Raw genomic sequence first — 13,955 nt, forward strand, 5'->3', positions numbered from 1 at the left:
CACCGCGGCACGCCCCCTGTAGGAGCGGCGCAAGCCGCGACCGCGCCATCGCGGCGATTGCGAAGGTTTCGTCGTAGTTGCGTTGTCGCGGTCGCGGCTCGCGCCGCTCCTACAGTCGGCTACGCAACCTCGCAGCCGCCAACGCCGCGATCCCCCTCACACCGTCCCGCGATTCTTCCCGATAAACGGCCGGCAATACTCCCGGATCCGAAGCATATCCGCGTCCATATCCTCGCCCAGATGGAACGCCGGCCCGATCCCGATCACCTTGTCGGGATAATGGAAATACGCCAGCACCACCGGCACATCCGCGCTCTTGGCGATCTTCCAGAACCCGGCCTTCCACTTCTCCACCCGCTTGCGCGTGCCTTCCGGCGCGATGCCGAGCCAGAACTTCTCCGCGCCCTTGATCATCGCCACGGCCTGGTCGATCACCCCGTGGGCGGCGCTGCGGTTGATCGGGATCACCCCGAACCGGCGCAGCATGAAGCCCACCACCGGCACCTTGAACAGCGATTCCTTGGCGATGATGTTGACGTTCAGGCCCATCGCCGCCTTGGCCGCGAACGCCCACACCCCGTCCCAGTTGGACGAGTGCGGGATGCCGATCAACACCGCGCGCGGGATGTCGGGGAACTGGCCGACCATGCGCCAGCCGCCCAGGCGCAGGATCGCGCGGCCGAGCCAGCGCGCCAGCCGGCTCGGCTTGACCCGCGGCACGTTGGGCGGCAACGGCAGCACCGCCGAGCCGTCGGGCGCGCCCGGCGGATGCTGGAGTTTGGGCGCGCCGTGCGGCGTGCCGTCGGTGTGGGTGTCGGGTTCGGCTGACATGCAGTCTCCGTGGTCTCGCGGGTCAGTCCCACTCGCGCTGCGAGCGCCCGCGCTTGGTCTGGCCGCGCTCGCGCTTGGCGCCGAGGCGGCGTTCCTTGGCGGCGCGGCTGGGCTTGGTGGCCACGCGCGGCTTGGGCGCGCGCAGGCCGCTGTCGACGAACGCGGCCAGGCGCTCGCGCGCGTCCTCGCGGTTGCGTTCCTGGGTGCGGAAACGCTGGGCGCTGATCACCAGCACGCCGTCGTTGGTCACCCGCCGGTCGCGCTTGGACAGCAGGCGCTCGCGCACGGCATCGGGCAACGACGGCGACTGGGCGACGTCGAAGCGCAATTCCACCGCGGTGGCGACCTTGTTGACGTTCTGCCCGCCCGGACCGGTCGAGCGCACGAAGCGTTCGACCAGTTCCGTCTCGGGAATGCTGATGGCCATGCGTTCCTCCCCCGGCGATTGTAGTCGGCGGCGGCCGTTCGTCCATGACAGGACGTCGACGGCGCCCATCGCTCGCCGCTGTGCGCGGATTGGGCGACGTTGCCGGCGCGATGGCGCCATGTCGTCCCCGCGTCGTTGACTCGGCCGCCGCCGCGGGGGGACCATGGCGGTCCACACCCGATGTGTGCGACCCCCTCAGTGCGATCCAAGGAGGACCCCGCATGAAGCGCCCATCCCGTCCGTTCGCCCCGCGCCGCGCCGCCGCGCCGGCCCTGAAGTTGTTCGCCCTGGCGGTCCTGGCCGCCGCCGCGCCCGTCGCCGGCGCCCAGGTCGACCAACGCTACGACCCGGCCAACGTCAACAGCCGGATCAACAACCCGGTCTTCCAGCGGCAGATGCGCCAGTCGGCGCAGTCGGTCGCCGAAAGCCTGGTCGGCCGCTCGGCCAACGCCACCGACCAGCGCATCCTGGGCCAGTTCGACCAGGTCCAGAGCCAGGCCCTGAACCAGATGCAGAACGCCCTGGACCGCATGCCGCAGCCCGATCCGCGCTACGGCCAGCCCGGCGAGCAGGAGCTCGACGCGCGCACGATCCAGCAGATGCAGCAGACGCCGGAAGGCCGCTACGTGCTCGAGCAGGTCATGGCCGAACGCCGCCGCGGCGGCGGCGCGACGCAGTATCCGCAGTCGCAGGCGCCGTACCCGCAGCAGTACCAGCGCGCGCCGCAGGCGCAGAGCGACTACGACCGGCTGTACCAGCAGGCCTACCCGGACGGGCTGCAGGGCCCGGGCCAGAGCCGCAACGGCTACAGCCAGCCGCAGTCCTCGACCGGCCGCTCGCTGGGCGGCGCGCTGCTGCAGGACATCACCAACGCCGCGATCCAGCGCTCGATCGGGCCGCGGGTGCAGGTGCAGGGCAACCCGTACTACTACCAACAGCCGCAGGGCCGCCGGCCCTGAGATCGGCCGCGGCGCGCCGCCGCGGCTGAGCGCAAAGCATCGGGCCTGAGGGGCCTGCCACGAGTCGCGGGCACGGCCTTCGGGCCGGACGCAGACTCGTGGCAGGCCCTTCAGGCCCGATGCCGTTCGCCCCGGCGCTATGCGCCCTCGACGCCCTCGAACAGGGCCAGCGCCTTGGCCAACTCCGCATCCGCCGGCGCCCGCGCCTGGATCCGCTCGCCGCTGTGCGGGTGCACGAACGCCAGCCGCTGCGCGTGCAGCAGCATGCGGTGGATGCCGAGCATGCGGAAGCTGCGGTTGTGGCGGCCGTCGCCGTGGCTGGTGTCGCCGATCAGGTGATGCGACAGGTGCTTGAGGTGGCGGCGGATCTGGCGGAACCGCCCGGTCAGCGGCTGCGCCCGCAGCAGCGCGTAGCGCGAGGTGTCGAAGCCCGCGGACGCGATCGCCAGCTCGGTGCGCGCCAGCACCGCGAAGCGGGTCTGCGCCGGCTTCTTCAGCGGCTTGCCGGGGCCGCCGTCGAGCGCGTGGTCGACCTCGAACGCATCGTCGGCCGGCCAGCCGCGGCACACCGCCAAGTAATCCTTCTCGACCTCGCGCGACATCAGCACCTTGCCCAGCGCCGAGGCCGTGTCGCGGTCGAAGGCCAGCAACAGGCAGCCGCTGGTGGCGCGGTCCAGGCGATGGACCAGGAAGATCGGCCGGCCGAACTGCTCGCGCAGGCGGTCGGCGGCGAAGTCGGTCTCGCCGCGCGCCAGCGCGCTGTCGTGAACCATCAGCCCCGCCGGCTTGTCGATGATGGCCAGGGCCTGGTCGGCGTACAGCACCGGCAGGCCGCCGGCGCCCACGGCGGCGGCGGTCGCGTCGGCGTGCGAAGGGTCTGAACTGAACATCGGATGCATTCGCGGCGGACGCCGGCTGGGGTGGTCTGTTCTCATTGTCGTCTATGCCTGGGGGCGCCGCAGCCCCGATCTTTTTCGCCGGCCCGGCGTTGCCTCGGGACGGCTTTTCCGCCAGGAGTGTCCATGCCCGTCGCACCGTCCCGCCGCACGCACCGCCGCCTCGCCCTGCCGCTCGCCCTCGCGCTGGGCCTGGCCGGCCTCGGCGCCCACGCCCAGGCCCACGCCGACAGCGCGCGACCGCCGCAGGGCGCGAGCGCCGGCCCTTGCGTGGAAGGCATCTGCGAGTACCGCCTGGGCAACGGCCTGCGCGTGCTGCTGTTCCCCGACGCCAGCCGGCCGACGGTGACCGTGAACCTGGTCTACGCGGTCGGCTCGGCGCAGGAGAACTACGGCGAGACCGGCATGGCCCACCTGCTCGAACACATGCTGTTCAAGGGCACCGCGACCCAGCGCGACATCCCCGCGCAGATGAAGAAGCGCGGCATCGACTACAACGCCACCACCGCGCTGGACCGCACCAACTACTACGCCTCCTTCCCCGCCGACGAGGCCACCCTGGACTGGCTGCTGGGCCTGGAAGCCGACCGCATGGTCAACTCGACCATCGCCAAGGCCGACCTCGACAGCGAGATGACCGTGGTGCGCAACGAAATGGAGGCCGGCGAGAACAGCCCGTTCCGCGCCCTGTACGAACGCGTGCGCGCCACCGCCTATCTGTGGCACCACTACGGCCAGAGCACGATCGGCGCGCGCAGCGACGTCGAGCACGTGCCGATCGAGCGCCTGCGCGGCTATTACCGCAGCTGGTACCGGCCCGACAACGCCACCTTGGTGATCGCCGGCCGCATCGATCCGCAGCGCACGCTCGACGCGGTCGCGCGCCGCTTCGCCGGCGTGGCCAAGCCGGCGCAGCCGCTGCCGGTGTTCTACACCCGCGAGCCGGCCCAGGACGGCGAGCGCGACGTCACCGTGCGCCGGGTCGGCGACGTGCGCCTGCTGATGGCCGCCTACCACACGCCCGCCGCGACCCACGCCGACGCCGCCGCGTTGCAGGTGCTCGACGAAGTGCTCGGCCACGTGCCCGGCGGGCGCCTGCACAAGGCGCTGGTGGAATCCGGGCTGGCCGAGAGCATCGGCTCGGACAGCGATTCGCTGCGCGACCCCGGCCTGTTCGGCGCGCAGATCGCGCTGGCCAAGGGCGGCGATGCGGCCAAGGCGCAGCAGGCCCTGCTCGCCCAGTTGGAAGGCATCGCCCAGCGTCCGGTGACCGCGGCCGAGGTCGATGCGGCCAAGCAGCGCCTGCGCAACGGTTACGAGTTGGCCTATACCAACGTGTCCGGCGTCGCCCTGGGCCTGTCGGACCCGATCGCGGTCGGCGACTGGCGGCTGTACTTCCAGCGCCGCGACGCGTTGGAGAAGGTCGACGCCGACGCGGTCAACCGGGTCGCGCGCACCTACCTGCGCGCCAGCAACCGCACCCTGGGCCGGTTCGAGCCCACCGACGCGCCCGAGCGCGTGGAGGTGCCGCAGGCGCCGGATGCGGCCGCCGCGCTGCTGGGCTATGTCGGCAAGGCCGCGGTCGAGGCCGGCGAACAGTTCGACCCCAGCCCGGCCAACATCCAGGCGCGCACCCGGACCGTCGTCATCGACACCGGCGTCGGCCGCGGCCTGCGGCTGGCGCTGCTGCCGAAGAAGAACCGCGGCAACACGGTGACGTTCTCGGCCAACTTCCGCTTCGCCGACGCCGACGCGCTGCGCGGCCGCGAAGTCGCCGCGACCCTGGCCGGGGCGATGCTGATGCGCGGCGGCGGCGGGCTCAGCCGCGAACAGATCGACGCGCGCTTCCAGCAACTCAAGACCGCCGCGCGCGTCGGCGGCGGCCTGCAATCGGCCTCGATCGGCCTGACCACGCGCCGCGACCAGTTCGCCGAGGCGCTGGCGCTGGCGGCGAAACTGCTGCGCGAACCGGCCTTCCCCGACGGCGAATTCGAGCAATACCGGCGCCAGGCCATCACCGGCCTGGAAGCCTCGCGCCAGGAACCCGGCACCCTGGCCGGACAGGCCATGGCCCAGCACTTCGACCCATGGCCGGCCGGCCACCCGCTGCGCTACCGCAGCCTGGACGAATCGCTGGCGGCGCTCAAAAGCGCCAAGCTCGACGAGCTGCGCGCGTTCCATCGCGAGTTCTACGGCAGCGCCGAGGGCGAGATCGCGGTCGTCGGCGACTTCGATCCCGAGGCGGTGAAGCGCCAGGTCGAGGCCCTGTTCGCGACGTGGAAACCGGGCCACGCGTTCGCGCCCATCGCCACGCGCTACACCGCGGTCGCGCCCGAACGGCGCACGCTGGAAGCGCCGGACAAGGCCAACGGCGTGCTGCTGGCGCGCGCCAACGTGTCGCTGAAGGAGACCGACGCCGACTACCCGGCGCTGGTGGTGGCCAACTACATCCTCGGCGGCGGCGGCATGAAGTCGCGCCTGGGCGACCGCATCCGGCAGAAGGACGGCCTGAGCTACGGCGTGGGCAGCGACCTGGATGCCGACGCCAGCCGCGACGGCCGCGACGACGCCGGCGCCTGGAGCGTGCAGGCGATCGCCGCGCCGCAGAACCTGGCCAAGGTCGAGGCGGCGATGCGCGAGGAATTCGCGCGCCTGATCGCCGGCGGCGTGGACGCCGAGGAACTGCGCGACGCCGTGTCCGGCCTGCTGACCCAGCGCCAACAGGCGCGCGCCTCCGACGGCACGGTCGCCGGCCTGCTCGGCCGCAACCTGTTCTTCGACCGCACCATGCAGTTCAGCGCCGAACTGGACGCGAAGTTCCAGGCGCTGACGGCGGACGCGGTGAATGCGGCGATCCGGCGGCACCTCAAGCCCGCGGACTTCAGCGTCTACCTGTCGGGGGATTTCGCCGCGCAGGCCAAGGCGCCGGCCGGCCAGTGAGTCCGGCGGCTTTCGCGACGGCGGGAATCGCCGTCGCGAAAGCCGTTCGCTGTTGCTGTCGTTGCTGTCGTTGCTGTCGTTGTTGTTGCTGTTGCGGCGGCTGTTGCGGCGAAGACTGTGGCGGCAACGCCGGTTTGGTTGGCTACGTCGGCGACCTCGATCGTTGCCTTTGCCGTTGCTTTCGCTGTTGCTGTTGGCTCGGACGCAACCTCGCCCGAGGCCCATGTTCCGCAGCCCCGAAGGGCGCGCGCATGGATGCGCGCGTGCGCCATGGGACAGGATGTCCCTTATGGCGCAGCCCCGCGCCCGGTGCTGGACTTAGTGGCTGGTGACTTTAGACCAGCGTTTTTCTTTGGTTACTTTCTTTTGGCGCGCTGCCAAAAGAAAGTAACTCGGCCGCTTGCGGACGAAAGCTCTTGATTGCCGCTTGTCGTCGCTCGTCAACGACGCCAGTGGCGTTGCGTATCCGACTGTAGGAGCGGCGCGAGCCGCGACCGCGACGACACAACTACGACGAAACTTTCACCGCATCCGCGATGGCGCGGTCGCGGCTTGCGCCGCTCCTACAGGGGGCGTGTCGCGGGAAGGTCAGCCTTTGTCGCAGCTACGAGTGACGACAAGCGAACATCCAAAGCTTCCGTCCGCAAGCGGCCGGGTCACTTTCTTTGTCTTAAGCCACAAAGAAAGTAACCAAAGAAAAGGCCTTGTCTTTTTCGAATCAAAAGCCACTGGGTCCAGCACCTTGCGCGGGGCCGCGCCATAAGGGGCATCCTGCCCCATGGCGCGCGCGCGCATCCATGCGCGCACCCTCCGGGGCTGCGGAACGTATGCTTCGCATGGAGTTCCGTCCGAGCGAACGACAACGGCAACGGCAACGGCAACGGCAAAGACAGATTCTTGTAGATTCCGCAGCTAGTCGGAATCACGGCGGGTGGGACTCGACCTAGATGAGTTGTCGCGGTCGCGATTAACACCGCTCCCACAATCGGATACGAATCGGCCGAAGCCCCTGTAGAAGCGGCGCAAGCCGCGACCGCGAAAATCCGGCTACGACGAAAGCCCGCAGCGCAGGCATCGCTGAACCAAAGACCGCGAACCCTCAGCGCACCCGAAGCGACACCGCGCCCCGCGCGACCGCCCTACTTCGACCCACGCCCCCGTCGCCGCGGCCACGCCGCCAGCAACGCCCACACGCCGCCCAGCCCCGCGATCCACGACGACGCCGGGATCGACCAGAACCGCGGCCCGCCCGATTCCAGGCCGTACAGCACCGCCGCCACGATCAGCAGCCCGGTGCCCAGGATCGCCGACACCGTGCGCCGCACCGCGTCCTTGATCGTGTGGTTGAGGTCGGTGATGTCGGCCGAGCGCATCTTCAGTTCGTGCTGCCCGGCCACCTGCTGGCTCAGCCAGGCGTGCAGCAGGCGCGGCATTTCCGGCGCGCGCGTCACCAGTTCCGGCAGGCGCTTGCGAAACTCGCCGGCCAGCCGCTGCGGGCTGTAACGGTCGAGCAGAATGCGCTGCAGCACCGGCCGCGCTACCGCCCAGATGTCGAGCTTGGGGTCGAGCAGGCGGCCGACGCCTTCGATGTTGAGCAGGGTCTTCTGCAGCAGGATCAGCTGCGGCTGCAGGGTCAGTTCGTAGCGCTGCGCGGTGCGGAACAGCTTGAGCAGCACCTCGGCCAGCGAAATCTCGCTGAGCGGGCGGGTGAAGTACGGCTCGCACACCGCGCGCGTGGCCGCTTCGAGTTCGTCGATGCGGATGTGCGCCGGCATCCAGCCGGCCTGCACGTGCAGTTCGGCGATGCGGCGGTAGTCGCGGTTGAAGATCGCCATGAAGTTCTCGGCGAGGTAGTACTGATCCTCGTCCGACAACTGGCCCATGATGCCGAAGTCCAGGGCGATGAAGCGCGGGTTGCTGCGCCGCGCCGGGTCGCTGTCGACCCAGATGTTGCCGGCGTGGGCGTCGGCGTGGAAGAAGTTGTCGCGGAACACCTGGGTGTAGAACACCCGCACGCCCTTGGCGGCGAGCGCGCGGCGGTCGATGCCGGCGGCGTCGAGCGCGGCGATGTCGTCGGAGGGGATGCCGTAGACGCGCTCCAGCGTCAGCGCGCGCTCGGATGTGTGGGTCCAGATCACCTCGGGCACGTACATGTCGTCGCTGTCGGCCCAGAACCGACGCAGCACGCTGGCGTTGGCGCCTTCGCGCTGCAGGTCCAGCTCGGCGGCCAGGGTGCTTTCGATCTCGGCCACGATCGCGCGCGGGCGGATCTTGTCGGCGTTGGGATGGGCGCGCTCGACCAGCGCGGCCATCGCGTTGAGCAGGGCGATGTCGCCGGCGATCTTGCCCTCGATGTCCGGGCGCAGCACCTTGACCACGACCTCGCGCGCGGGCCGGCCGCCCTGCGCGGGCAGGCGCGCGGCGTGGACCTGGGCGATCGAGGCCGAGGCCAGCGGCTCGATGTCGAAACGATCGAAGGCCTCGTCGATGCGGCGCTCCAGCGCGCTCTCGACGATGCGCCGCGCGGTCTCGCCGTCGAACGGCTTGACCCGGTCCTGCAGCAGGGTCAGCTCGGCGGCGATGTCCGGCGGCACCAGGTCGCGGCGGGTCGACAGGATCTGGCCGAACTTGACGAAGATCGGCCCGAGTTCCTGCAGCGCCAAACGCAGGCGCGCGCCGCGCGACATCGCCGCGACCTCGGCCGAGGCGCGCGGCACGAACGGCCGCGCCAGCTTGAGCCAGCGCTCGGCGGGCGTGTCGTCGAGCAGCGCATCGAGGCGGTAGCGCAGCAGCACGCGGCCGATGCGCCAGGCGCGGGCGGCGGACTTCATGCGCGCATCCCCGCCTGTAGGGCCTGCCTTTGTTGCAGGGCCCGCTCTTGTGGGAGGGCCTTCAGGCCCGATGCTCTTGTTTCAGAGGTGGAAGAAACCCCGCCGCTGACCGAACAGCGTCGGGCCTGAAGGCCCTCCCACAAGAGCCTGCGGCGCCGCGGCGGCATGCTCATGCGCCGCCGCCCGTGCGCGAACGCAGGCGCGCGACCCGCGCGGCCGCGCGCTCGACGTCGTCGCGCAGCGCATCGACGTCGTCGTGGAAGGCGTCGAGCTCGGCGCGCGGCACCAGGTCGCGGCTTTCTTCGGTGAGGTAGTCGGCGGCGTTGCTGGCGAGGGCGCCGGCGGCGTCGCGGGCGTGGCGCAGCGCGCCGGCCACGGCGTTGGCGATCTGCACGCCGACGATGTCGCCGAACACCGCGGTGAACGGCTGCTGCCAGTCCGGATCGAAACGCTCGGCCAGCCGCTGCAGGCGCCGGGCCAGGTCGGCGTCGCCTTCGATGCGCAGCTTGCCGACCGGCGCGGCCTGCTCGTTGCGCGCGGCGCCGAGCAAATTCGGCAGTTGCGCGAAGATCGCGCCGAGGGTGCTGCGCACCGACAGGTCGGGCTCGTCGCTGCTGCGCACCGGGCCGACTTCCAGCCGCTCGCCGGCGACCACGATGCGCGCGGCCAGCGGCGGCTCGGCCAGGTGCAGGGCGATGCTGCGGCCGTCGAGCGCGGACAGGCCGGCGCGGGTGTCGGGATCGAGCGCGAGCGCGCGGTTGAGCGCGGCTTCCAGGGCGCGGCCGGCGAGCGGCTTGAGCGCATCCAGGGGCGAGGCGGAATCGTTCATGCGTCCATTCTATCCGGGCCCGCGCGGGCGGCTGTTAGCGCTTTGTGCAAGGGCGGTGCGGTTTGGGGTCGCGGTGTGGCGGCGGTGGCGGGCGGTCCGCCGGGACGCGCGCGAATCCCGCCTGGGCCCCTTGTAGGAGCGGCGGGAGCCGCGACCGCGGACCCCAGGCGTCCGGCGCAAGCCTGAAGCCCCGCGGTCGCGGCTCGCGCCGCTCCTACAGGGACTTCGGGCGGTTACTGCGCCGCCTTGATCCGCGCCAGGCCCTCGTCGAAGCCCACCTGCGGCACGTAGCCGAAGTCGCGCCGGGCCGGGCCCATGTCGTACCAGTGGGTGGTCGAGAGTTGCTCGGCCAGGAACCGCGTCATCGGCGGTTCGCCCTTGAGCGGCAGGACCGTCCACAGGGCTTCGCAGATCGCGCCGACGACATAGGCGGCGCGGAACGGCAGGGTCTTGTCCACGGTCGGCGCGCCGACCGCGCCGAGCAGGCCGTTGAGGGTCTCGCGCACCGTGCGCGGGTCGCCGTTGCTGATGAAGTAGGCCTTGCCGGCGCAGGCCGCGCCCGGCGCCAGGTGGTCGAAGGCGTCGAAGTGGGCCTGCGCGGCGTTGTCGATGTAGGTGGTGTCGATGCGGTTCTCGCCGGTGCCGACGAAACGCAGGCGGCCGGCGTTGGCGCGCTGGACCAGCCGCGGCAGCAACTGGTTGTCGCCGACGCCCCAGATCAGGCGCGGACGCAGCGCGACGGTCGCCAGCTGCGGCGAGTTCGCCGCGAGCACGGCTTTTTCGGCGATGGTCTTGGTGGTGGCGTAGGCGGCCTTGAAGCCTTCGCCGTAGGGCACGGTTTGCGCGGTGCCGCCTTCCACCGGATGGGTCGCGCGGTGGGTGACGCTGGGCGTGGAGGTATAGACCAGCTTGCCGATGCCGTGCGCCCGGCAGGCGGCCAGGACGTTCTGCGTGCCGACCACGTTGGCCTGGTGGTAGCTCTCGTAGCTGCCCCAGGCGCCGGCCTTGGCGGCGTTGTGGAAGATCGCGCCGCACCCCTGCGCGGCGGCGACCACCGCGTCGCGGTCGGCGAGGTCGCCCTGGACCTGGGTCACCCCGAGCGGCTCCAGCGCCGGGTAGTGGCCGCGGTTGAAGCTGACCACCTCATGGCCGCGCGCCACCAGGCCGCGGCACAGCGCCTGGCCGAGAAAACCGCCGCCGCCGGTAACGAGGATCTTCATCGCGTTGGGGTCCGTGCATGTGGAAGCAGATGATAGGCCTTGCGGCGCGCGCGGAGTGTCGGCTGGGCGACTGTGGGAGGGCCTTCAGGCCCGATGCTTTTCTTTCAGGTCGCTGCGATCCGAGACAAGAGCATCGGGCCTGAAGGCCCTCCCACAACAGCAGGCATCGGGCCATCAGGCCCTCCCACGGCATCAATCGCCGATCGCGCGCGCCTGCAGGGTCAGTTTCTCGCGGCCGATCTTGGCGTTGTGGCGGATGTCGACCGGAAAGCCCGGGTGGAAGCGGAAGCGCTCGATGCCGGCGGTGTGCGCGTGCTGCGCGCCGATCTCGCGCAGTTGATCGACGATGCGTTCGCGCTCGCGGTTGCCGATGCGCGGCTGGTGCAGTTCCACCCACAGCAGCGGCCGCTGCGCGCCTTTCTCGCCGGTGCCGACCAGGGCGCTGCGGCGCACCTTGGGATGGGTGTTGAACACCGGTTCGACCTGCTCGGTGTACAGCGGCCCGGTCGCGGTCTCGACCCGGTGGCTCTTGCGGCCGCAGAACCACAGCCGGCCGTGTTCGTCCAGATAACCCACATCGCCCATGCGGTGGACCACGCGCCCGCCCTCGCGGATCTTGGCCAGCCGGGTCATGTGGTCGCGATTGAAATAGGTATCGGTCGCGGTCGGCCCGGCCACGGTGATTTCGCCGACGGTGCCGGCCGCGACCAGCAGTTCGTCCGACCACCGCTCGATGGCCTCGTCGCTGACCCGGATGATGCGCACGTCGTTGCGCGCGACCGCGCGGCCGACGCAGGTGCCGGCGCCGGCCTCGGTGGCCGCGCGCGTGGACTGCAGCTCGCGGCCCTCGATCACCGCCACCGGCAGGCATTCGGTGGCGCCGTACGGGGTCCAGAACTGGGCGTCCTCGTGCATCAGCTCGCGCAGCTTCGCCACCGTGTCCGGCGGCACCGGCGCGCCGGCCGAGGTGACCCGGCGCAGCGTCGGCAGCGGCTGGCCGTGGTCGGCCAGCACCTTCATCAGCGCCGGCGAGCCGAACAGCTGGTCGCAGCCGAACCGGCGCAGCGCGTCGTGCAGCTTGCGCGGATCGGCCTGGGCCGGCCGGGTCGGGTCCATGTCCGGAATCACCGAGGTCAGGCCCAGCGCCGGGTCGAACAAGGCGAACGGCGGGAACGTCGGCAAGTCGACGCCGCCGGGCGCGATGCCGAAGGCCTCGCCCATCATCTCGATCTGGGCGACGAAGTGGCGATGGCGGAACACCACGCCCTTGGGCACGCCGGTCGAGCCGCTGGTGAACACGATCGCCGCGACTTCCTCGGCGCGTGTATCGGCCAGCTGCGAACCGGCGCCCTCGCCCGCGCGCTCGACGCGCGCGAGCGTGTCGTCGGCGAGGAACGCACGCTTACCGGTGGTGATGCGGATCCGCGCCGACTTGGCCCAGCCCAGCGCCACGCGCGCGACGTGCGCCAGCGGAATGCCGATGAACGCCTCCGGCGCGGCTTCGTCCAGGCACTGGCGCAGGGCGCGCTTGTCGATGCCCGGATCGATCAGCACCGGCACCGCGCCGGCCTTGAACAGGGCGAACATCAGCAGGAAGAACTCGGGCGAGGGCCGCACCATGATCGCGGTGCGGGTGCCGCGGACGATGCCGCGCTTCGCCAGCCCGGCGGCGATGGCGTCGCTGCGGCGGTCGAGTTCGGCGTAGGTCAGCTCGATGTCGTAGCGCGCCAGGCCGTCGGGCCCGCGCGTGCCGGGGCAGCGCATGGCCACGCGCTGCGGCGATTGCGCGGCCAGCCGCGGCAGCGAGGCGGCGATGTTGCACGGGGCGTCGGTGGCGGCAGCGTTCATGAGCCGCCTCAGCCGAGCGGGTGGCGGTCGAGGAAGGCGCGGATCGCCGGCACCAGTTCGTCGGCCTTGTCTTCCAGCACGTAGTGGCCGGCGTCCTTGAACGCGTGCACTTCGGCCTGCGGCAGCGCGTCGGTGAAGCCCTTGAGGAAGTGGTGGTCGAAGACGAAATCGCCCAGGCCCCAGCCGATGAAGGCCGGGCGGTCGGCGTACTCGGGCAGCTTGCGGCCCATCGCCTGCACCAGCGGCCAGGCCTTGTCGCCCTCGCCCAGCGGGATGTCCTGGACGAAGCGCGAGGTGGCGATGCGGTTGGCCCACGAGTCGTACGGCGCGACATAGGCGCGGCGCACCTCGGCCGGCATCGGCTTGCTCACGCCCAGGCGCGCGGCACCGCCGGCGAAAGCGTTGAGGCCGCGGATCAGGCCGGTGCCGAGCGAGGAATCGCGGCCCAGGCGCAGGCGCTTGGGCAACGGCTTGGCCGCCGGCAGCGGGAACGCGCCGGTGTTGGTGATCACCAGCCGCTTGATCTGGTCGGAGTGCTTCAGGCCCCAGCCGAAGCCGATGCCGCCGCCCCAGTCGTGCACGGCCAGCGTCATCGGGCCGTCGATGCCCAAGTGCCTGAGCAGCGTCTCGACGTCGTCGACGCGCGATTGCAGGGTGTATTCGTAGCCGGCGTCGTCGGGCTTGTCGGACAGGCCCATGCCGACGTGGTCGGGGACGATGCAGCGGTAGCGGTCGTGCAGGCCCAGCACCAGCTTGCGCCAGTAATAGCTCCACGACGGGTTGCCGTGCAGCATCACCACGACTTCGCCGTCGCGCGGGCCCTGGTCGAGATAGCTCAGGCCGATGCCCGGGCGGACCTGGAAACGCTGCGGCTGGAACGGGTAGTCGGGGAAGCGGGAGCTGGACGTCATCGGGGGCTCGGTGGCGGCGCGCCTCGCGGGCGGGCCTGGCGGACAGGCCGCCATTATCGGGTGCCGGGGCCGGATGGGGAATTTTTGCGGCCTGCGGCGGCCAAATCCTCCGCGCCGGCCCCTGGCCCCCTGTAGGAGCGGCGCAAGCCGCGACCGCGAACTCCGGCGCCCGGCGCGAGACCGATGCCCCGCGGTCGCGGCTCGCGCCGCTCCTGCAGACAGCCCTTGCAGGACCGCCGGCGCTGGCGAAGCGGCCCGCAGCT

The 13,955-nt window shown here is 71.2% G+C and carries 10 protein-coding genes; 2 read left to right on the forward strand and 8 right to left on the reverse strand.

Going from position 1 to position 13,955, the window contains the following annotated elements:
- Nucleotides 1-156: 156 nt before the first annotated feature.
- A complete protein-coding gene (locus BLV01_RS16005) occupies nucleotides 157-831 on the reverse strand; it encodes a 1-acyl-sn-glycerol-3-phosphate acyltransferase (protein ID WP_091801779.1) in 675 nt (224 codons plus the stop codon).
- Between the two features lie 22 nt (nucleotides 832-853).
- A complete protein-coding gene (arfB, locus tag BLV01_RS16010; protein WP_091801782.1) occupies nucleotides 854-1,258 on the reverse strand; it encodes an alternative ribosome rescue aminoacyl-tRNA hydrolase ArfB in 405 nt (134 codons plus the stop codon).
- Between the two features lie 221 nt (nucleotides 1,259-1,479).
- On the opposite strand from arfB, the gene BLV01_RS16015 reads away from it, so the two are divergent.
- Nucleotides 1,480-2,217: a hypothetical protein gene (locus BLV01_RS16015; protein ID WP_091801785.1), complete on the forward strand. Its 738-nt coding sequence runs from the start codon at nucleotides 1,480-1,482 to the stop codon at nucleotides 2,215-2,217.
- A 137-nt stretch (nucleotides 2,218-2,354) separates the two neighbouring features.
- Here BLV01_RS16015 and BLV01_RS16020 read toward each other — a convergent pair whose 3' ends face one another.
- Nucleotides 2,355-3,107: a pseudouridine synthase gene (locus tag BLV01_RS16020; protein ID WP_091801788.1), complete on the reverse strand. Its 753-nt coding sequence runs from the start codon at nucleotides 3,105-3,107 to the stop codon at nucleotides 2,355-2,357.
- Nucleotides 3,108-3,239: 132 nt separating this feature from the next.
- Between BLV01_RS16020 and BLV01_RS16025 the strand changes: the two genes are divergently transcribed.
- Entirely contained in the window at nucleotides 3,240-6,053 is a 2,814-nt protein-coding gene (locus BLV01_RS16025) for a M16 family metallopeptidase (protein WP_175486002.1), read from the forward strand.
- A 1,139-nt stretch (nucleotides 6,054-7,192) separates the two neighbouring features.
- Here BLV01_RS16025 and ubiB read toward each other — a convergent pair.
- The 5 genes from ubiB to BLV01_RS16050 all read right to left on the reverse strand — a co-directional run bounded on the left by ubiB (nucleotide 7,193) and on the right by BLV01_RS16050 (nucleotide 13,692).
- Nucleotides 7,193-8,884, reverse strand: coding sequence for a ubiquinone biosynthesis regulatory protein kinase UbiB (ubiB, locus tag BLV01_RS16030; RefSeq protein ID WP_091801794.1), 1,692 nt, complete (start codon nucleotides 8,882-8,884; stop codon nucleotides 7,193-7,195).
- 169 nt (nucleotides 8,885-9,053) lie between these two features.
- Nucleotides 9,054-9,713 carry a ubiquinone biosynthesis accessory factor UbiJ gene (locus BLV01_RS16035; RefSeq protein WP_091801798.1) on the reverse strand — a complete coding sequence of 220 codons (660 nt, stop codon included), beginning with the start codon at nucleotides 9,711-9,713 and terminating at the stop codon, nucleotides 9,054-9,056.
- 233 nt (nucleotides 9,714-9,946) lie between these two features.
- A complete protein-coding gene (gene oleD, locus BLV01_RS16040; protein WP_091801801.1) occupies nucleotides 9,947-10,933 on the reverse strand; it encodes a 2-alkyl-3-oxoalkanoate reductase in 987 nt (328 codons plus the stop codon).
- A gap of 192 nt (nucleotides 10,934-11,125) precedes the next feature.
- Nucleotides 11,126-12,781 carry an olefin beta-lactone synthetase gene (gene oleC, locus BLV01_RS16045; RefSeq protein WP_091801803.1) on the reverse strand — a complete coding sequence of 552 codons (1,656 nt, stop codon included), beginning with the start codon at nucleotides 12,779-12,781 and terminating at the stop codon, nucleotides 11,126-11,128.
- A gap of 8 nt (nucleotides 12,782-12,789) precedes the next feature.
- Nucleotides 12,790-13,692, reverse strand: a complete 903-nt coding sequence (locus tag BLV01_RS16050) for an alpha/beta fold hydrolase (protein ID WP_091801806.1) — start codon at nucleotides 13,690-13,692, stop codon at nucleotides 12,790-12,792.
- Between the last annotated feature and the right edge of the window lie 263 nt (nucleotides 13,693-13,955).

It is taken from the genome of Lysobacter sp. yr284 (assembly GCF_900107375.1).
Classification (GTDB): Bacteria; Pseudomonadota; Gammaproteobacteria; order Xanthomonadales; family Xanthomonadaceae; genus Lysobacter.